General features: G+C 54.3%; 13 protein-coding genes. 3 read left to right on the forward strand and 10 right to left on the reverse strand.

Annotated features, from left to right (window positions below):
- Nucleotides 1-35: 35 nt before the first annotated feature.
- On the reverse strand, nucleotides 36-2396 hold the full coding sequence (lptD, locus tag OGY09_RS11310) for an LPS assembly protein LptD (RefSeq protein ID WP_008786172.1): 2361 nt from the start codon (nucleotides 2394-2396) through the stop codon (nucleotides 36-38).
- Between the two features lie 379 nt (nucleotides 2397-2775).
- On the opposite strand from lptD, the gene djlA reads away from it, so the two are divergent.
- The gene (djlA, locus tag OGY09_RS11315; protein ID WP_008786173.1) at nucleotides 2776-3591 is read left to right on the forward strand and encodes a co-chaperone DjlA; all 816 of its coding nucleotides are present in this window, start codon (nucleotides 2776-2778) and stop codon (nucleotides 3589-3591) included.
- 95 nt (nucleotides 3592-3686) lie between these two features.
- Here djlA and rluA read toward each other — a convergent pair whose 3' ends face one another.
- The 6 genes from rluA to araB all read right to left on the reverse strand — a co-directional run bounded on the left by rluA (nucleotide 3687) and on the right by araB (nucleotide 13898).
- Nucleotides 3687-4346: a bifunctional tRNA pseudouridine(32) synthase/23S rRNA pseudouridine(746) synthase RluA gene (gene rluA / locus OGY09_RS11320; RefSeq protein WP_003018849.1), complete on the reverse strand. Its 660-nt coding sequence runs from the start codon at nucleotides 4344-4346 to the stop codon at nucleotides 3687-3689.
- An 11-nt stretch (nucleotides 4347-4357) separates the two neighbouring features.
- Nucleotides 4358-7264 carry an RNA polymerase-associated protein RapA gene (rapA, locus tag OGY09_RS11325; RefSeq protein ID WP_032942348.1) on the reverse strand — a complete coding sequence of 969 codons (2907 nt, stop codon included), beginning with the start codon at nucleotides 7262-7264 and terminating at the stop codon, nucleotides 4358-4360.
- Between the two features lie 177 nt (nucleotides 7265-7441).
- Nucleotides 7442-9793, reverse strand: coding sequence for a DNA polymerase II (gene polB, locus OGY09_RS11330; RefSeq protein ID WP_032942349.1), 2352 nt, complete (start codon nucleotides 9791-9793; stop codon nucleotides 7442-7444).
- A gap of 90 nt (nucleotides 9794-9883) precedes the next feature.
- Entirely contained in the window at nucleotides 9884-10579 is a 696-nt protein-coding gene (gene araD, locus OGY09_RS11335; RefSeq protein ID WP_032942350.1) for an L-ribulose-5-phosphate 4-epimerase, read from the reverse strand.
- A gap of 96 nt (nucleotides 10580-10675) precedes the next feature.
- Nucleotides 10676-12178, reverse strand: a complete 1503-nt coding sequence (gene araA, locus OGY09_RS11340; RefSeq protein ID WP_003829590.1) for an L-arabinose isomerase — start codon at nucleotides 12176-12178, stop codon at nucleotides 10676-10678.
- Between the two features lie 10 nt (nucleotides 12179-12188).
- A complete protein-coding gene (araB, locus tag OGY09_RS11345) occupies nucleotides 12189-13898 on the reverse strand; it encodes a ribulokinase (protein ID WP_032942351.1) in 1710 nt (569 codons plus the stop codon).
- A gap of 339 nt (nucleotides 13899-14237) precedes the next feature.
- Between araB and araC the strand changes: the two genes are divergently transcribed.
- Nucleotides 14238-15083 carry an arabinose operon transcriptional regulator AraC gene (gene araC / locus OGY09_RS11350; RefSeq protein ID WP_003829586.1) on the forward strand — a complete coding sequence of 282 codons (846 nt, stop codon included), beginning with the start codon at nucleotides 14238-14240 and terminating at the stop codon, nucleotides 15081-15083.
- A gap of 119 nt (nucleotides 15084-15202) precedes the next feature.
- Nucleotides 15203-15970: a DedA family protein gene (locus OGY09_RS11355; RefSeq protein ID WP_003829584.1), complete on the forward strand. Its 768-nt coding sequence runs from the start codon at nucleotides 15203-15205 to the stop codon at nucleotides 15968-15970.
- Nucleotides 15971-16067: 97 nt separating this feature from the next.
- Here OGY09_RS11355 and thiQ read toward each other — a convergent pair whose 3' ends face one another.
- From thiQ to thiB, 3 genes are read right to left on the reverse strand one after another with little or no spacing between them, the layout of a single operon-like run.
- The gene (thiQ, locus tag OGY09_RS11360) at nucleotides 16068-16766 is read right to left on the reverse strand and encodes a thiamine ABC transporter ATP-binding protein ThiQ (RefSeq protein WP_032942352.1); all 699 of its coding nucleotides are present in this window, start codon (nucleotides 16764-16766) and stop codon (nucleotides 16068-16070) included.
- On the reverse strand, nucleotides 16750-18360 hold the full coding sequence (gene thiP, locus OGY09_RS11365) for a thiamine/thiamine pyrophosphate ABC transporter permease ThiP (protein ID WP_032942353.1): 1611 nt from the start codon (nucleotides 18358-18360) through the stop codon (nucleotides 16750-16752). Before thiP ends, thiQ begins: the two co-directional genes overlap by 17 nt.
- Complete coding sequence (thiB, locus tag OGY09_RS11370) at nucleotides 18336-19319, reverse strand: thiamine ABC transporter substrate binding subunit (protein ID WP_032942354.1); 984 nt, start codon at nucleotides 19317-19319, stop codon at nucleotides 18336-18338. The genes thiP and thiB overlap by 25 nt, the downstream gene beginning before the upstream one ends.
- Nucleotides 19320-19600 lie beyond the last annotated feature (281 nt).

Below are 19600 nucleotides of genomic sequence, written 5' to 3' on the forward strand. Positions count from 1 at the left end.
AACCGCAATGCGGATTACGTTGTAAATCAATCAGATCATAAAGCGCTTTGATACGGCAAAATGTTCGAACGTAACATTTGAGTCGTGCCGAGACCGTAGTTTGAGCTCAGGCCGCGCAGTTCGATATTAAAGCCGATCGTGTTGTCATAAATCGCGTGCTGCATTTTGTCATCCCAACCGTTCAGCTTACGCTCGTAGCCAAAGCGAATGGCGTAACAGCAGGAGTTGTACTGTAAGCCCAACATTGAATCTGCTTCTTTGTTCACGTTGGTATCGAAGTAGTAAGCACCAACAATCGACCAACGATCGGCGATCGGGAAGCTTGCCACCGCGCCCACCTGCGAAATCCCGTTTTTATACTGCTCTGCCGTAGAGTAGTAAGACGGTAGAGTCGCCTGGATATATTCCGGGCTGGCGTAACGGTAATTCAATTGCAGCATACGATTTTCGTCGCGACGGTATTCGATACTGCTACTGCTGGTTGCAACGCTGTCCAGACGCGTGTCGTACTGGATCCCACTGCGTAAACCCCAACGATCGGAGATGCGCCAGTAGGTATCGCCGGCCCATACCAGTGAACCCGTTTTGTCGTCATTCTCCCATTTGATGTTGTCATCGCCGGTGCGAGACTCGGTGAAATAGTAGATTTGACCCACAGAAATATTAAAACGTTCAACGGCCGCGTCATCATAAACGCGAGATGTGACCCCGGTCGTCACCTGGTTGGCAGAAGCAATACGGTCCAGGCCGCCATAAGTACGGTCACGGAACAGGCCGCTGTAGTCAGATTGCAGCAGGGAGGAGTCATAGTTATAGATATGACTTTGGTCGCGATACGGGACGTAAAGGTACTGCGCGCGCGGCTCCAGCGTCTGGGTATAGCCCGGTGCCAGCATTTGCATGTCGCGCTCGAATACCATTTTGCCGTCAACTTTAAACTGCGGCATGACGCGATTGGCTGACTCGTCGAGCTTGTTAACGTTACTCGGGTTGTTGTTGTACCAATCCAGATTGGTCTGCTGATAGTGTGTCGCCAGCAGCTTCGCTTCGGTATTGATACTGCCCCAGTTATTCGACAACGGCAGATTGATCGTCGGTTCCAGGTGAACACGCGTTGCTTCCGGCATGTTGTCATTGGTATTGACGAAATGGACCGCCTGGCCATAAATACGGGTATCAAATGGACCAACGTCATTCTGGTAATAGTTGACGTCTAACTGCGGCTGCGCAGAGTAGCTATTACTGTTTTGTGCGTCGAAGACCTGGAACTGCTTGGTCGATACCGTAGCGTCAAAGTTTTGTACCGCGTAGCCGACGCTGAATTTCTGCGTGGCGTAGCCGTCGGTACTGGAGCCGTATTTATTATCGAAATCGTTAAAGTAGCTGATGTCGCTGACCTTGGTGTAGTCGACGTTGAAACGCCACACCTGGTCCATTACGCCAGCGTGCTGCCAGTAGAACAGCCAGCGACGTGAATTGTCATCATTCGGATGTTCGTCCTCGTACACTTTATCGGAATTCAGATAGTCGAACTCCATCAAGCCCGCACCCGCCTGGGTGAGGTAGCGGAATTCGTTCTCCCACATGATCCCGCCACGACGGTGCATATAATGTGGCGTGATGGTGGCGTCCATATTGGGCGCAATGTTCCAGTAATACGGGAGGTAGAACTCAAAATAGTTATTGGTGGAATATTTTGCGTTCGGGATCAGGAAACCGGAACGGCGCTTATCGCCGACGGGTAACTGTAAATAAGGACTGTAAAAGACCGGAACCGGACCCAGTTTAAAACGGGCGTTCCAGATCTCCGCGACCTGTTCTTCACGGTCGTGGATAACTTCGCTACCGACGACGCTCCAGGTATCTGAACCTGGCAGACAGGAGGTAAAGCTACCGTTTTCCAGAATGGTATAACGGTTTTCCCCACGCTGTTTCATCAGGTCGGCTTTCCCGCGCCCCTGACGGCCCACCATCTGGTAATCACCTTCCCAGATGTTGGTATCTTTGGTATTCAGATTGGACCAGCCCTTCGGTCCCTTCAGAATAACCTGATTGTCGTCATAATGGACATTGCCCAACGCATCGACGGTACGTACTGGCTCCGGCTGGCCTTCAGCCTGCTTCTGATGAAGCTGTACTTCGTCGGCCTGCAGGCGGCTGTTACCCTGTGCGATATCCACGTTGCCGGTAAACACCGCGTCATCGGGATAATTCCCTTTTGCGTTGTCGGCATTGATGGTGACGGGTAACTCATTAGTCTCGCCCTGTACCAGAGGACGGTCATAGCTCGGCACGCCCAGCATACACTGTGAGGCGAGATCGGCTGCCAGGCCCTGATGGCTATAGAGGGCGCTGGCAATCATGGTGGCCAGAAGAGTGGGAATACGTTTTTTCATACGTTGTATTTATTGTTCCATCATCAGTAGCGTCGCGCGTGACAAACGGTCACAGCCTAACTTATCTCATCTTCACTTCGCTAGTATTAATCCTGCCCATTTTATACCCGCCACCTTTCAAGCTGCATCTTCGTTGTCTTCCTCGTTCACCCCAGTCACTTACATGGGTAAGCTCCAGGGGACTCACTACGTTGCCGCCTTGCTGCAACTTGAAATCCAACGGGTATAGCGTTTGTGGTGTTAGGCACGGCATTGAATGACAGGTATGATAATGCAAATTATAGGCGATGTCCCACAATTGACCGCAGCCGTAAATCGGTAAAAGCACCTTATATTGTGGGACATAGCCTGGCTGAGAGCGGAAAGATTTGGGGAGTCTATGCAGTATTGGGGAAAGATAATTGGTGTAGCCGTGGCCTTAATGATGGGCGGCGGCTTCTGGGGTGTGGTTCTGGGGCTGTTAGTTGGCCACATGTTCGACAAAGCCCGCATGCGCAAAATGGCGTGGTTTGCCAACCAACGTGAACGCCAGGCGCTGTTTTTTGCCACCACTTTTGAGGTGATGGGACATCTGACCAAATCCAAAGGTCGCGTCACGGAAGCCGATATACATATCGCCAGCCAGTTGATGGATCGGATGAATTTGCACGGTGACTCGCGAACGGCTGCACAACATGCCTTCCGGGTAGGAAAATCGGATAATTACCCATTACGTGAAAAGATGCGTCAGTTTCGCAGCGTCTGTTTTGGTCGATTCGATCTGATCCGCATGTTTCTGGAGATTCAGATCCAGGCGGCATTTGCCGATGGGTCGTTGCATCCTAACGAACGTGAAGTGCTGTATGTGATTGCTGAAGAGTTGGGGATCTCACGCACCCAATTTGATCAGTTCCTGCGCATGATGCAGGGCGGCGCACAGTTTGGCGGCGGATATCAGCAGCAGTCTGGCGGCGGTGGCTGGCAGCAGGCGCAACGCGGCCCGACGCTGGAAGACGCCTGTAATGTGCTGGGTGTGAAAACGACCGACGATGCGACCACCATCAAGCGGGCTTACCGTAAGCTGATGAGCGAGCACCATCCGGACAAACTGGTCGCGAAAGGTCTGCCGCCAGAGATGATGGAAATGGCGAAACAAAAAGCGCAGGAAATCCAAAAGGCTTACGAGCTGATTAAGGATCAAAAAGGATTCAAGTGATTGAATTGCTGGATGCGGCTAGCGCCTTATCCGGCCTACGTTAATGAATGTATGCCGGGTAAGCGAAGCGCCCCCGGCATAAATTGGCTCAGAATTTAAAAATCCGCCGGGACTTTAAACGTCATACTGTTGCCGTATTCGGGATGCGTGATGGTTAACATCTCTGCATGCAGCAACAGGCGCGGCGCTAACGCCAGAGCTTCCGGCGGAGCATAGAAGCGGTCGCCCAGGATAGGATGCCCTAAAGCCAGCATATGCACACGCAGCTGGTGGGAGCGTCCGGTAATGGGCTTGAGCACTACCCGGGCGGTGTTATCCGCCGCGAACTCCACAACTTCATACTCGGTCTGCGCCGATTTCCCGGTCTCATAACACACTTTTTGCTTTGGCCTGTTTGGCCAGTCGCAAATCAGCGGTAAATCAACCAGACCCTCGGCCGGAGCAGGATGCCCCCAGACGCGTGCGACATACTGTTTTTTCGGTTCGCGCTCGCGAAACTGGCGTTTTAGCTCGCGCTCTGCCGCTTTGGTTAGCGCGACTACAATCACGCCGCTGGTTGCCATATCCAGACGATGCACGGATTCAGCCTGCGGATAATCGCGCTGAATACGCGTCATCACGCTGTCTTTGTGCTCATCCAGACGACCTGGCACAGACAACAAGCCGCTCGGCTTGTTGACCACCATAATGTGCTCATCCTGATACAGGATGACCAGCCAGGGTTCCTGCGGCGGATTGTAGTTTTCCATCCCCATGTATGGCTCCGTTACTGATGCGTCACGACGATCAGGCGCAGGGCATCGAGACGCCAGCCCGCCTGATCCAGGCTTTCCATCACCTGCTGACGGTTGCTTTCAATTGCGCTAAGTTCGTCATCACGGATGTTCGGGTTAACGGCACGCAGCGCTTCGAGACGGGAAAGTTCTGCCGTCAGCTTCTCGTCAGCTTCTTTACGCGCTGCGTCGATCAGCGCACGGGCTGATTTTTCCACCTGCGCTTCACCGAGTTGCAGAATGGCATGAACATCCTGCTGCACGGCGTTGACCAGTTTGCTGCCAGTGTGGCGGTTAACGGCGCTGAGCTGACGGTTAAAGGTTTCGAACTCAACCTGTGCAGCAAGGTTATTGCCGTTTTTATCCAGCAGCATGCGTACCGGCGTTGGTGGCAGGAAGCGGTTTAGCTGCAGTTGTTTCGGCGCTTGCGCTTCAACAACATAGACCAGCTCAACCAGCAGTGTACCAACAGGTAATGCTTTGTTTTTCAACAACGAAATAGTGCTGCTTCCGGTGTCGCCGGAGAGGATCAGATCCAGACCATTGCGGATCAGCGGATGCTCCCAGGTAATAAACTGGGCATCTTCACGCGACAGGGCGACATCGCGCTCGAATGTAATGGTGCAGCCATCTTCCGGCAGCCCAGGGAAATCCGGCACCAGCATATGATCGGACGGCGTCAGCACGATTAAATTGTCGCCACGGTCATCCTGATTAATACCGACGATATCAAACAGGTTCATGGCGAAGGCGATCAGGCTGGTATCGTCGTCCTGTTCTTCAATACTCTCAGCCAGCGCCAGTGCTTTTTCGCCGCCGTTAGAGTGGATCTCCAGCAGGCGATCGCGACCTTGCTCTAGCTGTGCTTTCAGCGCGTCATGTTGTTCGCGGCAGGTTTTGATCAGATCGTCAAAGCCCTCGGTATTTTCTGGTTCAGCCAGGTAGCCGATCAGATTGTTATAGACCGTGTCATAGATAGTACGGCCGGTCGGACAGGTGTGTTCGAACGCATCCAGACCTTCGTGGTACCAGCGCACCAGCACAGATTGCGCGGTTTTTTCCAGGTACGGAACGTGAATCTGAATATCATGCGCCTGACCAATACGGTCCAGACGGCCAATACGCTGTTCCAGCAGATCCGGGTTGAACGGCAGGTCAAACATCACCAGATTGCTGGCGAACTGGAAGTTACGCCCTTCGGAGCCGATTTCAGAGCACAGCATTACCTGGGCGCCGCTATCTTCTTCGCTAAACCATGCTGCGGCGCGGTCACGTTCAATGATCGACATCCCTTCATGGAATACGGCAGCGCGGATACCTTCGCGTTCGCGCAGAACCTGCTCCAGCTGAAGCGCGGTGGTGGCTTTTGCACAGATAACTAATACTTTTTGCGAGCGGTGGCTGGTCAGGTAGCCCATCAGCCATTCCACGCGCGGGTCAAAGTTCCACCAGGTGCCGGTGTCGCCTTCGAATTCCTGATAAATCTGTTCCGGATAGAGCATGTCGCGTGCCCGGTCTTCTGCACTTTTACGCGCGCCCATAATGCCGGAGACTTTAATCGCCGTCTGGTATTGGGTCGGCAGCGGCAGCTTGATGGTATGCAGCTCGCGTTTCGGGAAGCCTTTCACACCGTTACGGGTGTTACGGAACAGCACACGGCTGGTGCCATGGCGGTCCATCAGCATCGAAACCAGTTCCTGACGCGCGCTCTGGGCGTCTTCGCTGTCGCTGTTTGCCGCCTGCAATAGCGGCTCAATGTCCTGCTCGCCAATCATGTCGCCTAACATGTTCAGCTCATTGTTACTCAGCTTGTGACCTGCCAGCAACATGGCGACGGCGTCGGCGACCGGACGATAATTTTTTTGCTCTTCAACAAACTGGGCGAAATCATGGAAACGGCTCGGGTCCAGCAGGCGCAGGCGTGCAAAGTGACTTTCCATGCCCAACTGCTCCGGTGTCGCGGTTAGCAGCAGGATGCCCGGCACACGTTCTGCCAGTTGTTCAATGGCCATATATTCGCGGCTGGGCGCGTCTTCGCTCCACACAAGGTGATGGGCTTCATCGACAATCAGCAGATCCCACTCGGCGTCACACAGGTGCTCCAGACGTTGTTTATTACGACGGGCAAAGTCCAGCGAGCAGATGACCAGTTGTTCGGTTTCAAACGGGTTGTAGGCGTCGTGCTGCGCTTCTGCATAACGCTCATCATCAAACAGCGCAAAACGCAGGTTGAAGCGGCGCAGCATTTCGACCAGCCACTGGTGCTGTAATGTCTCCGGGACGATGATCAGCACGCGCTCTGCGGCGCCGGACAGCAGTTGTTGATGCAGGATCATCCCGGCTTCAATGGTTTTACCTAAACCCACTTCATCTGCCAGTAAAACGCGAGGGGCATGACGACGGCCAACATCATGGGCAATGTTCAGCTGGTGAGGAATCAGGCTGGTACGTTGACCACGCAACCCACTCCACGGCATACGGTATTGTTCGCTCTGAAATTTACGGGCGCGATAGCGCAGAGCAAAGCGATCCATGCGGTCAATCTGGCCAGCAAACAGGCGATCTTGTGGTTTGCTGAATACCAGTTTGCTGTCGAGCAGTACTTCACGCAGCATGACACCGGTTTCTTCGGTATCCAGGCGGGTTCCGATATAGGCAAGCAGGCCGTTTTCTTCTTTTACTTCATCGACATGCAGTTGCCAGCCTTCATGGCTTGTTATCGTATCGCCAGGATTGAACATCACGCGGGTCACGGGGGAATCACTGCGCGCATACAGACGGTTTTCGCCCGTCGATGAGAAAAGTAAAGTGACGGTTCGCGCATCCATGGCGACAACAGTACCAAGTCCCAATTCGCTTTCTGTATCGCTGATCCAGCGTTGACCAAGTGTAAAAGGCATATATGTTCGGCTCTATATCTTTAATTGCAGGCAATACTCGTCATTTTCCGGGCTAATCCCCGTTATTGAGAGCATACGACCCCGCTACCAGGCTAATAAATCAGTGGTAGTGGTGTTAAATGGGTCCAGGAATGGAAAGGGCGCTATGGTACTGGATGGCGGCGGTTTCGTCACGCGTCAAAATAACCCCAGTTGTCCTGTGAGTAGTGTAGCAAAATTATCGTCAATAAAGGGAAGAATTCCCTCAGCAACAGGTTGGATCTGGCGGGTCAGATAATGCTCGTAATCGAGCGAAGATAGCTGATAATCAACAGGTTCTGGGCCATTGACCGTCCAGACATATTTTATGGTTCCGCGATTCTGATACTGCGGTGGACGCCCCAGTTTTACATTCTGCTCATCGGCAAGTCGCGCGGCACGAACGTGTGGTGGAACATTTCGCTGGTATTCGCTTAACGGGCGGCGCAGGCGCTTGCGGTACACCAGTTGTTCATCCATTTCACCGGCCATCAGACGGTCAATAGTCTCACGAACAAACTCCTGATAAGGTTCGTTACGAAAAATTCGCAGGTATAGCTCCTGCTGAAACTGTTGGGCCAGCGGCGTCCAGTCGGTTCGTACCGTTTCCAGTCCCTTAAACACCATACGTTGCTCAGCACCGTCCTGAATCATCCCCGCATAGCGTTTTTTACTGCCGGTATCTGCACCGCGAATGGTCGGCATCAGAAAGCGACAAAAATGGGTTTCAAATTCCAGCTCCAGCGCGCTGGTCAGATTTTGTTGCTTCAGCGATTGCGCCCACCAGGTGTTGACATAGCTCACCAGTTCCCGACCAATTCGGGCTGCATCGTCTTCTGAGTGCGCCTTTTTCAGCCAGACAAAGGTGGAATCGGTATCGCCATAAATGACATCGTAACCCTGAGCCTCAATTAACGCTTTGGTCTGGCGCATGATCGCATGGCCGCGCATGGTAATGGACGAGGCCAGTCTCGGGTCGAAAAAGCGACAGGCGGTGGTGCCCAGCACGCCGTAAAATGCGTTCATGATGATTTTCAACGCCTGCGAGAGTGGCTTATTGCCGCGGCGTTTTGCTTCTTCGCGCCCGTGCCAGATCTGAGTAACGATTTCAGGCAGGCAGTGCTTTTCGCGTGAAAACCAGGCGTCAAGGAAACCTTCGGTGCTGTGTTCCGGATCCGGCTGCGCCATCCCTTCGATAAGCCCCACCGGATCGATTAAAAAAGTACGAATTATTGAGGGATACAGGCTTTTGTAATCCAGCACCAGTACGGAGTCGTATAAGCCTGGGCGCGAGTCCATCACATAGCCGCCGGGACTGGCGTGCGCGGGGACTTCACCGAGATTCGGCGCCACATAACCCGCCCGGTGCATGCGCGGAAGGTAGAGGTGGCCGAAGGCGGCAACCGAACCACCGTGACGGTCGACCGGCAGACCGTTGACCGTCGAGCGCTCCAGCAGAAATGGCATGATCTCGGTTTTATGAAAAATGCACGTGACCAGCTCACAGTCTTTGAGATTGTAGGTGGCGAGCGCGGGTTTATCCTGGGCAAACCGACGGTCAATTTCGTCCATTCGGTCCCACGGGTTATCAATCGACTTGCCTTCACCCAGCAATTCTTGCGACACCGTTTCCAGCGAGAATGACGAGAAATTCCAGAACGCTGATTTTAGCGCCTCAATACCGTCGATAATCAGGCGCCCCTTAGCCTGCGCGAAGAACACGCCGTTTTTGAAGCCATGCTCGCGCCACTCCAGTTCGCTATTATCACGACCAAAACGCAGGGGAATGCGGTAACGTTCGGCGTGCTTTTGCAGGACGCGTAAATCGAATTGCACGACGTTCCAGCCGATTATCACATCAGGATCGTGACGGGCAATCCAGTCATTGAGTTTTTCCAGCAACTGCGGGCGGCTTGCTACGTACTCAAGTTCAAAATCAAGCGTAGAGGCGTCGCCGTTTGGCGGGCCGAGCATGTAGACAATACGCTGCCCACAGCCTTCAAGACCGATGCAATAGAGTTCGCCGTGGCGCGTGGTTTCAATATCCAGCGATACCCATTTTAGCGGTGGTCGATAGTCAGGGTTCGGCTTCAGGCGGGCATTCAGCAGCATGTCATTATGTCTGTCGCCTTCGACCCAAACAGGGGAGGTGATAAAGCGCTCCATCAGATACCGCTCAGGTGGGCGTACGTCGCCCTCATAGACGGTGACTGCGTTTTCGCGCAGCAGTTTTTCCAACCGCATGAGCTGGCGATGTGAGCGGCAATACAGGCCGGAAACAGGATGGCGGTGGAAGTCTTGCAATTGCAGCGATTTCAGGTGATAGCCGTTTTCAGTGGGTAATAATGACATTACGCGAGGAACCTGACTGGTGGGAATAAACGCGACCGACTCCTGAGGCGCGAGCGTGACCTGCAGCGGCCCATCGTCTGTAGCCAGCCAGAATGAGACCTCAGTTCCCTGCGGGGTGTCCCGCCAGTGCCGGGTTAAAATAAAACCTGCTTGCGCCACGCTGCGTATCCGTCAAAAAACCAGGCATTATTATAGCCTGGTTCTGATAGATTAGCTGTGATTTTATACAGTTGTCATGCTCAGAAGAGGTTACTGCCCGTAATACGCTTTTGCACCGTGTTTGCGCAGGTAGTGTTTATCTAGCAGGGTTTGCTGCATATCCGGTAACTGCGGCGCGAGCTGGCGACAGAAGATCCCCATATAGGCGACTTCTTCCAGCACGATGGCGTTATGCACCGCATCTTCGGCATTTTTTCCCCAGGCAAATGGACCGTGAGAGTGCACCAGCACGCCAGGCATCTGTGCGGCGTCAATACCTTGTTTTTCAAAGGTTTCAACGATTACGTTACCGGTTTCCCATTCATATTCGCCGTTGATTTCTTCGTCGGTCATTTTGCGTGTGCAGGGAATCGAACCGTAGAAATAGTCCGCGTGGGTGGTGCCTGTCGCTGGAATTGACTGACCCGCCTGCGCCCAGATTGTCGCGTGGCGCGAGTGGGTATGAACAATACCGCCAATGCTCGGGAATGCCTGATATAACAAACGGTGTGTTGGAGTATCGGAGGAGGGCTTTTTCGTGCCTTCAACGACTTCCCCAGTGGCGATACTGACAACAACCATATCGTCTGCGGTCATGACGCTGTAATCGACACCGGAAGGTTTAATCACAAACACGCCGCGCTCGCGATCGACGGCGCTAACGTTTCCCCAGGTCAGCGTCACCAGGTTGTGCTTTGGCAGCGCCAGATTCGCTTCCAGTACCTGACGTTTAAGATCTTCTAGCATGTTAACTCCTGAATGCCGGATGGCGCTTCGCTTATCCGGCCTACGTAATTTGTAGGCCCGGTAAATGAAATGCCACCGGGCAATCCGTTTCACCAATTAACGTTTGAAACCGTAATACACTTCGTTCCAGCGCAGCGCGTCCTTAAAGGCCGGCAGGCGGGTATCGTTATCGATCACCGCGATCTCGATATCGTGCATTTCAGCGAACTGACGCATGTCGTTCAGATCCAGCGCGTGGCTGAACACGGTGTGGTGTGCGCCACCGGCCAGGATCCAGGCTTCAGAAGCGGTTGGCAGATCCGGTTGAGCTTTCCACAGTGCGTTAGCGACAGGCAGTTTTGGCAGGGAGTGCGGCGTTTGTACCGTGTCGATGCAGTTAACCAGCAGGCGATAGCGATCGCCGAGATCGATCAGGCTGGCAACCACTGCCGGGCCGGTTTTGGTGTTGAAGATCAGACGGGCAGGATCGTCTTTACCACCAATGCCGAGGTGCTGTACGTCGAGGATCGGTTTCTCTTCCACCGCGATGGACGGGCACACTTCCAGCATGTGCGAGCCGAGCACCAGATCGTTGCCTTTCTCGAAGTGGTAGGTGTAATCCTCCATAAATGAGGTGCCGCCCTGCAGACCGGTTGACATCACCTTCATGATGCGAAGCAGAGCGGCGGTTTTCCAGTCGCCTTCGCCCGCAAAGCCGTAGCCTTGCTGCATCAGACGCTGTACGGCCAGACCAGGGAGCTGTTTCAGGCCGTGTAAATCTTCAAATGTGGTGGTGAAGGCGTGGAATCCGCCCTGTTCCAGGAAGCGCTTCATCCCCAGTTCAATACGGGCCGCTTCCAGGACATTCTGACGTTTTTCACCGTGGACTTGCGTCGCCGCCGTCATGGTGTAGGTGCTTTCGTACTCATCGATTAGCGCGTTGATTTCACCGTCGCTAATTGCGTTCACTACCTGCACCAGATCGCCCACGGCCCAGGTGTTTACCGAGAAGCCGAACTTGATCTGCGCAGCGACTTTATCGCCATCGGTGACCGCAACTTCACGCATGTTGTCGCCAAAACGGCAGACTTTCAGGTGGCGGGTATCCTGTTTGGACACGGCCTGGCGCATCCAGGAGCCAATGCGTTCGTGCGCTTGTTTATCCTGCCAGTGACCGGTGACCACGGCATGCTGCTGACGCATACGCGCGCCGATGAAGCCGAACTCACGACCGCCGTGCGCAGTCTGGTTCAGGTTCATAAAGTCCATATCAATGCTGTCCCACGGCAGGGCGGCATTGAACTGGGTGTGGAACTGCATCAGCGGCTTGTTGAGGATAGTCAGACCGTTAATCCACATTTTGGCCGGGGAGAAGGTATGCAGCCAGACCACCATCCCTGCACAGCGATCGTCGTAGTTCGCGTCACGACAGATAGCGGTAATCTCGTCAGGGGAAGTGCCCAGCGGTTTTAATACCAGCTTGCAGGGCAGTTTGGCTTCAGTATTCAGTGCGTTAACGACGTGCTCGGCATGTTGGGTTACCTGACGCAGGGTTTCAGGGCCATACAGATGCTGGCTACCAATCACAAACCACACTTCATAGTTATCAAAAATCGTCATTGTCGTGTCCTTAATGTGTCAGGGTTGCCAGGTCTACCGGGGCTTGTTGCGCCGGAGCGGCAGTCGGAAGGTATTGCTGTTCAGCGCTTACTGCCCACTGCTGATAGCGGCGGTAAAGCTGTTCAAAACGTTGAGCCTGCTCTGGGCGAGGTTGCAGCGTGTTTTCCACGGCGCTTGCCATCTGCTGCTGAGCGGCAGGGATATCGGCGTGTACTTTCGCGGCAACGGCGGCGAAGATAGCCGCACCGAGTGCGCAGCACTGGTCTGAAGCGACAATCTGTAGCGGACGGTTCAGCACGTCACAGCAGGCCTGCATGATGACCGGGTTCTTGCGCGCGATACCGCCAAGCGCCATCACGTTGTTAACCGCAATGCCTTGTTCGGTGAAGCATTCCATGATGGCGCGTGCGCCAAAGGCCGTGGCGGCAATCAGACCACCGAACAGCGCTGGTGCATCGGTTGCCAGATTCAGGTCGGTAATGACGCCTTTCAGACGCTGGTTGGCATTCGGCGTACGACGACCATTGAACCAGTCGAGCACCACCGGCAGGTGATCCAGCGACGGATTTTTCGCCCAGGCTTCGGTGAGCGCAGGCAGCAGCTGTTTTTGGCTGGCTTTAATCTGTGTTTTCAGTTCCGGGTGCTGCGCGGCAAGCTGTTCCAGCGGCCAGCTCAATACACGGCTAAACCAGGCATAGATATCGCCGAAAGCAGATTGCCCCGCTTCCAGACCGATAAAATGCGGCACCACGCTGCCATCAACCTGGCCGCAAATGCCTTTCACCGCACGCTCGCCAACGCTTTGCTTGTCGGCAATCAGAATGTCGCAGGTTGACGTGCCGATGACTTTCACCAGCGTGTTAGGCTGTGCACCTGCGCCGACCGCGCCCATATGGCAGTCAAAAGCACCGCCTGCAATCACCACACTCTCCGGTAGCCCCAGACGCTGTGCCCACTCGGCGCACAGGGTGCCAACCGGCAGATCCGCGGTGAAGGTATCGGTAAACATTGGGTATTGCAGATGGCGGTTGAGGATGGGGTCGAGTTCGTCAAAGAAACTGGCTGGCGGCAGACCACCCCAGCTTTCATGCCACAGAGATTTATGCCCGGCGCTGCAGCGACCGCGACGAATATCCTGTGGGCGTACGGTGTTGGAGAGCAGGGCCGGAACCCAGTCGCATAGCTCAATCCACGAAACCGCAGCCTCGGCAACTGCGTGGTCCTGACGAGTGACATGCAGGATTTTGGCCCAGAACCATTCGCTGGAATAAATGCCGCCGATATAGCGGGAGTAATCGATCTTGCCCGGTGTATGGCACAGGCGGGTGATTTCTTCGGCTTCTTCTACTGAGGTGTGATCTTTCCACAGGACAAACATCGCATTCGGGTTTTCCGCGAACTCCGGACGCAGCGCCAGTACATTACCATCTGCATCGATGGGGGCCGGGGTTGAGCCGGTACTGTCAACGCCAATACCGACCACTTCCGCGCGCTGCTCAGCGCTCAGTTCGGCCAGTACGGTTTTCAGCGCCGCTTCCATGGATTCAATGTAGTCGCGCGGATGATGGCGAAACTGGTTGTTTGGGCCATCGCAATACTGCCCTTCCTGCCAACGTGGGTACCACTCAACGCTGGTGGCGATCTCTTCGCCGGTGGCACATTCCACCGCCAAAGCGCGTACTGAATCACTACCAAAATCGAGGCCAATTGCAATCGCCATCGTCTTACTCCATCCAAAAATACGGGTATGGATAAACAGTAGTGAGTAGCGATAAAAACCGTCAGGCAGGATCCGCTAATCTTATGGACTAAAATGCTGTGGCATCACAAAGTGTGACGCTGTGCAAATAATCAATGTGGACATTTCTGCCGTAGTTATAGACACTTTTGTTAGCCGATTTTGACGTTGGCGTAGTACATGTTTTTTACAAAGAGCTTTTCACAAGCGGGGTTGGTGGTCCATTGCCGCAAATACAGCGGCCCGCAGGGGCGACAGCGATGATGTCTGGCGTAATATGGACAAATTGTTTCTTGGCAGGACGTAGGGAGTATTGAAATTATGGCTGAAACGCAAAACGATCCCCTGTTGCCAGGTTATTCGTTTAACGCGCATTTGGTGGCCGGATTAACCCCCATTGAGGCGAACGGATACCTGGATTTTTTTATCGACAGGCCGCTGGGAATGAAGGGCTATATCCTCAATCTCACCATCCGTGGCGAAGGGGTTATCAATAATCAGGGCAAGCAGTTTGTCTGCCGGCCTGGCGATATTCTGTTGTTTCCACCTGGAGAAATTCATCACTACGGGCGCCACCCTGATGCCAGCGAGTGGTATCACCAGTGGGTTTACTTTCGTCCGCGCGCCTACTGGCAGGAGTGGCTGACCTGGCCGGCCATTTTTGGCCAGACCGGTTTTTTCCGCCCGGATGAAGCACATCAGCCGCATTTTAACGAACTGTTTGGGCAGATAATTAACGCAGGGCAGGGAGAAGGTCGTTATTCCGAACTGCTGGCGATTAATTTACTGGAGCAGTTGTTGCTCCGACGTATGGAAGCCATCAATGAATCGCTACACCCGCCCATGGACAACCGCGTCCGCGATGCCTGCCAGTACATCAGCGATCACCTGGCGGACAGCAATTTTGATATCGCCAGCGTCGCGCAGCACGTCTGCCTGTCGCCTTCCCGTTTGTCGCATCTGTTCCGTCAGCAGTTGGGGATCAGCGTATTAAGCTGGCGCGAGGACCAGCGCATCAGCCAGGCGAAGTTACTGCTGAGTACCACACGTATGCCCATTGCCACCGTGGGTCGCAATGTTGGCTTTGACGACCAGCTCTATTTCTCTCGTGTTTTCAAAAAATGTACCGGTGCCAGTCCGAGCGAGTTTCGTGCAGGATGTGAATAAAAAGTGAATGATGTATCCTGAAAGTTGTCATAACTCGCAATCTATTCAGACAATTGATGGCTTGACGAAGTTGAGAGGGGTTATCAAAATCCCTGCTTCGTAAATTTGACGGACACATTATGCAAGCATTGCTGGAACACTTTATTCTCCAGTCCGCCCTGTACTCTCTGATCGCCGTACTTCTGGTGGCTTTTTTGGAGTCGCTGGCGCTGGTTGGTCTGATTCTGCCCGGGACCGTGATGATGGCGGGGTTGGGCGCGCTGATTGGCAGCGGCGAACTGAACTTCTGGCATGCCTGGCTTGCGGGCATTGTCGGCTGCCTGTTGGGGGACTGGATCTCCTTCTGGTTGGGCTGGCGCTTTAAAAAGCCATTGCACCGTTGGTCATTCATGAAAAAGAACAAGGCGTTGCTGGATAAAACCGAGCACGCCCTGCATCAGCACAGCATGTTTACTATTCTGGTGGGGCGTTTTGTCGGACCGACGCGCCCGCTGGTGCCGATGGTAGCAGGCATGCTGGATCTGCCTGTCGCTAAATTTATCGTCCCGAATATTATTGGCTGCGTGCTGTGGCCACCGTTCTACTTCCTGCCGGGGATCCTAGCGGGAGCGGCAATTGATATCCCTTCTGATATGCAGAGCGGGGATTTTAAATGGTTGCTGCTGGCGACGGCGGTGTTGCTCTGGGTGGGCGGCTGGTTTTGCTGGCGGCTATGGCGTAGTGGCAAAGCGGCTGTTGATCGCTTAACGGCGTATTTCCCCCGCAGCCGTTTGCTGTATCTGGCGCCGTTAACGCTCGGGATCGGCGTGGTCGCGCTGGTGGCGTTACTGCGCCATCCGCTGATGCCGGTGTATATCGACATTCTGCGTAAGGTTGTAGGTTACTGACGATACCTTTGCGGGATGGCGGCTTCGCCTTATCCGGCCTACAAAATGTGCGACCTACAGGCCGGATAAGGCGTTCACGCCGTCATCCGGCAACGCATTATGCTTTAATGCCCAATAGCGCCGAGGCGCTGGCGTTGCCGCTTAACAGATCGTCCGTTTTGCCCTGCCACGCGATGCGCCCATCGGCGACCACAATCGAGCGGGACGCAATTCGCGCCGCATCTTCTACGCTGTGAGAAACCATCAGTAACGTCAGCTGCTTCTCGCGACAGACTTCGGCGACCAGCGTTAGCATCTCCTGGCGCAGCGCGGGATCGAGCGCTGAGAACGGTTCATCAAGCAGTAAAATAGGTTGTTCCCGCACCAGACAACGCGCCAGCGCCACGCGCTGTCGCTGCCCGCCGGAAAGTTCGCCGGGGAGGCGTTCCAGCAGAGAGTCGAGTCCCATTTGTTGAGCGATGTGGTGCATTTTCTCCCGCTGCGATGTGTTCAGCTTCAATCCCGGATTCAGGCCCAGGCCGATGTTTTGCTGTACGCTCAGATGGCTGAACAGGTTATTTTCCTGAAACAACATGGAAACGGGACGGCGTGAGGGAGGCGTGGTGGTGTGATCTTCACCGTCAATCATCATGGTACCGCTGGCAGGCGTGAGAAAGCCGGCAATCAGATTCAGCAGCGTACTTTTCCCGGCGCCGCTGGGCCCGAGTACAGCTATTTGCTCACCGCGCGTGACCGACAGCGTAAAGCGCATAGGCAAATGGTGATACAGCCATGTGATATCAATCAGTTTTAACATTTCGACCCGGCAATTTCTCAATAACGGTAAACAGCGTAAAGCACAGGATCAGCAGTAATAACGCCGTAACCGCGCCATCCTGACTGCGATAAGAGCCAATCTGCTGATATAAATAAAACGGCAGGGTACGGAAATCCTCATTACCAAATAACGCCACTACGCCAAAATCGCCAATCGACAGGACGCAGGCAAACGCCATCGCCTGCGCCAGCGGGCGCTTCAGGGCGCGCAGTTCAACCACTTTCAGGCGCGACCATCCCTCAATGCCCAACGACTGGCACAACATACTGTAGCGCGCAGTGACGTCACGCATTGGGTTTTCCAGTACCTTCAGTGCGTAAGGGATCGCCATCAATGCATTGGTAAAAATGACAATGCCGTCGGCAGATTCAAGAAGACCAATGGTGTTATTGAGCAGCAGAAAGAAGCCGGTTGCCAGCACGATGCCCGGCATGGCGAGGATCATCATGCCGCTCAACTCCAGCATCTGACCTGCCAGCAGTTGCTGTCGGGCACGAAGTTCACGACTGCTCCATAACAGCATCATAGTGAGCACGACGCATAACGCTCCTGCTGCTAATGCGATGCGCAGCGAGGTTCCCAGCGCCTGCCACAGCACTGGCTGCATCAGTACATCCAGAACATGGCGGTTTAAGCCATCGACAATCACCGCCAGCAACGGCGGCAGTAACAGCAACAGGGCAAGAATAATCAGGATTGCGTCAGCCAGTCGGCTGTGCAGGCGATCGTCGGGATCGCGCCAGCCTTGTACCAGGGTAGCACCGGGAGCAATCGCGCGGCTCAGACGTTGGCTGAGGAGCACCAGCGCCAAACAACAAACCATCTGGATCAACGCCAGCATGGCTGCGCGGGCAGGATCGTAATCAAAATTCAGCGCCTGATAGATAGCCAGCTCGATGGTGGTGGCCTGTGGCCCGCCGCCAAGCGACAGAACGGTGGCGAAGCTGGCGAAGCACAACATAAAGATAAGTGCCGCGACGGGCAGGATCTGACGACGCAGCCACGGCCATTCAACAAAACGGAAGAAATGCCAGCCACGCATACCCAACTGAGCGGCTAACTGCCGCTGTTCGCCGGGAATATTCTCCAGCGACTGTAACAGCAGGCGGCTGGCCATCGGCAGATTGAAAAAGACATGCGCCAGCAGAATGCCCTGCAAACCGTATGGCGAAAACGTCCACTCCAGCCCGAATGTATGCCAGAGCGAGGCCAGCCAACCCTGGCGACCGTAGACGCTAAGAATACCGAATACCGCGACCAGCACTGGCAGGATTAACGTCATCGCGCACAGACGCAGCAGCGCCATACGTCCAGGAAAACGGCGACGATAGAGCGCTCTGGCAAGGAAAATCGCCGGGACAACCGACAGCACAGCGGATAAAAATGCCTGCCAGAAAGAAAAGCGCACCACGTGCCACAGGTAGTCATCTTGCCACAGCAAGAGCCATTCTCCCTGCGGGGCGTTAAACCACAGTGCCAAAAATGCGGCCAGGGCAACGGCCACCATCAGCGTGGCGGCGGTAAGCCCTGGAACCAGCCAGCCGGGGATTAACGGCTGACGGCGCGTTGCCATTCGCTAATCCATGCCTGACGTTGAGCCGCAACCTGCTGCGGCGTAAATTCCAGCGCGGTGGCCGGTTTATTCAGTTGCTCGAATCCTGGCGGTAGGGCGACTTGCGTCACGGGATACATCCAGTTGCCGGTCGGAATCGCATTCTGGAATGCCGGGGATACCATAAACTTCAGGAATTTCTCGGCCAGTTCCGGCTGCTTGCTGGCCGCGGTACGGGCGGCGACTTCCACCTGCAAATAGTGGCCTTCGCTAAAGTTGGCCGCGGCGTAGTTGTCTTTTTTATCGGCGATGATGTGATAGGCCGGAGAGGTGGTGTAACTGAGCACCAGATCGCTTTCACCTTTCAGGAACAAGCCGTAGGCTTCGCTCCAGCCCTTGGTGACGGTGACGGTTTTGGCTGCCAGTTTCTGCCACGCCTCTGGCGCTTTATCACCATAGACTTTCTGCATCCATAGCAGCAGACCCAATCCTGGCGTGCTGGTGCGTGGATCCTGATAAATGACGCGCCATTTTTGGTCGCTCTCTACCAGTTCTTTCAGGCTTTTGGGCGGATTCTTGAGCTTGTTCTTATCATAAACGAAGGCGAAATAGCCGTAATCAAACGGAACGAAGGTATCGTTTTTCCAGCCGCCGGGTACGTTAACGGCGTCGTTTGCAACACCACTTTTGGCAAACAGTTTGGTTTGTGTAGCGGCTTCCAGAAGGTTGTTATCCAGACCCAGTACGACGTCGGCTTTGCTGTTTTTTCCTTCCATGCGCAAGCGGTTAAGCAGCGAAACGCCATCTTCCAGCGCGACCAGTTTTAGCTCGCAGTTGCAGTCAGCTTCAAAGGCTTTTTTGATTGTCGGGCCCGGGCCCCAGTCAGCTGCAAACGAGTCGTAGGTATAGACGGTCAGTACAGGTTTGGCGAAGACAGGCGCTGCGCACAGCAGTAACAGCGGAAGACATTTTTTAAACACTTTGCACCTCAAGAGTTGGGTGGCAAAGGACTTGAGATAAGCCTCAAATCCCTTCGCCGGCATTATCCGGATCAGGTTCGACGGGTATCTCTCAGCCCATACACTTCATCATTCACGCTGCCTCTGTGTTGGCAGCGCTCGCTCACCCCAGTCACATAGTTATCTATGCTCCTGGGGACTCACTCGCTTGCCGCCTTGATGCATCATGAATGATCTTGTGTATGTTTTTTATTTAGCACCCCGTTGAGAACGGCGTTAGTGTAATGATTTTGTTGCTCAGC

It is taken from the genome of Citrobacter sp. Cpo071 (genome assembly GCF_030332765.1).
GTDB lineage: Bacteria > Pseudomonadota > Gammaproteobacteria > Enterobacterales > Enterobacteriaceae > Citrobacter > Citrobacter portucalensis.

Bases quoted from the DNA above. Each gene is read 5' to 3' on its own strand.
- rapA (WP_032942348.1), bottom strand. From the start codon at position 7,264: ATGCCTTTTACACTTGGTCAACGCTGGATCAGCGATACAGAAAGCGAA.
- araB (WP_032942351.1), bottom strand. From the start codon at position 13,898: ATGGCGATTGCAATTGGCCTCGATTTTGGTAGTGATTCAGTACGCGCT.
- djlA (WP_008786173.1), top strand. From the start codon at position 2,776: ATGCAGTATTGGGGAAAGATAATTGGTGTAGCCGTGGCCTTAATGATG.
- araD (WP_032942350.1), bottom strand. From the start codon at position 10,579: ATGCTAGAAGATCTTAAACGTCAGGTACTGGAAGCGAATCTGGCGCTG.
- thiP (WP_032942353.1), bottom strand. From the start codon at position 18,360: ATGGCAACGCGCCGTCAGCCGTTAATCCCCGGCTGGCTGGTTCCAGGG.
- thiQ (WP_032942352.1), bottom strand. From the start codon at position 16,766: ATGTTAAAACTGATTGATATCACATGGCTGTATCACCATTTGCCTATG.
- rluA (WP_003018849.1), bottom strand. From the start codon at position 4,346: ATGGGGATGGAAAACTACAATCCGCCGCAGGAACCCTGGCTGGTCATC.
- araA (WP_003829590.1), bottom strand. From the start codon at position 12,178: ATGACGATTTTTGATAACTATGAAGTGTGGTTTGTGATTGGTAGCCAG.
- lptD (WP_008786172.1), bottom strand. From the start codon at position 2,396: ATGAAAAAACGTATTCCCACTCTTCTGGCCACCATGATTGCCAGCGCC.
- araC (WP_003829586.1), top strand. From the start codon at position 14,238: ATGGCTGAAACGCAAAACGATCCCCTGTTGCCAGGTTATTCGTTTAAC.
- OGY09_RS11355 (WP_003829584.1), top strand. From the start codon at position 15,203: ATGCAAGCATTGCTGGAACACTTTATTCTCCAGTCCGCCCTGTACTCT.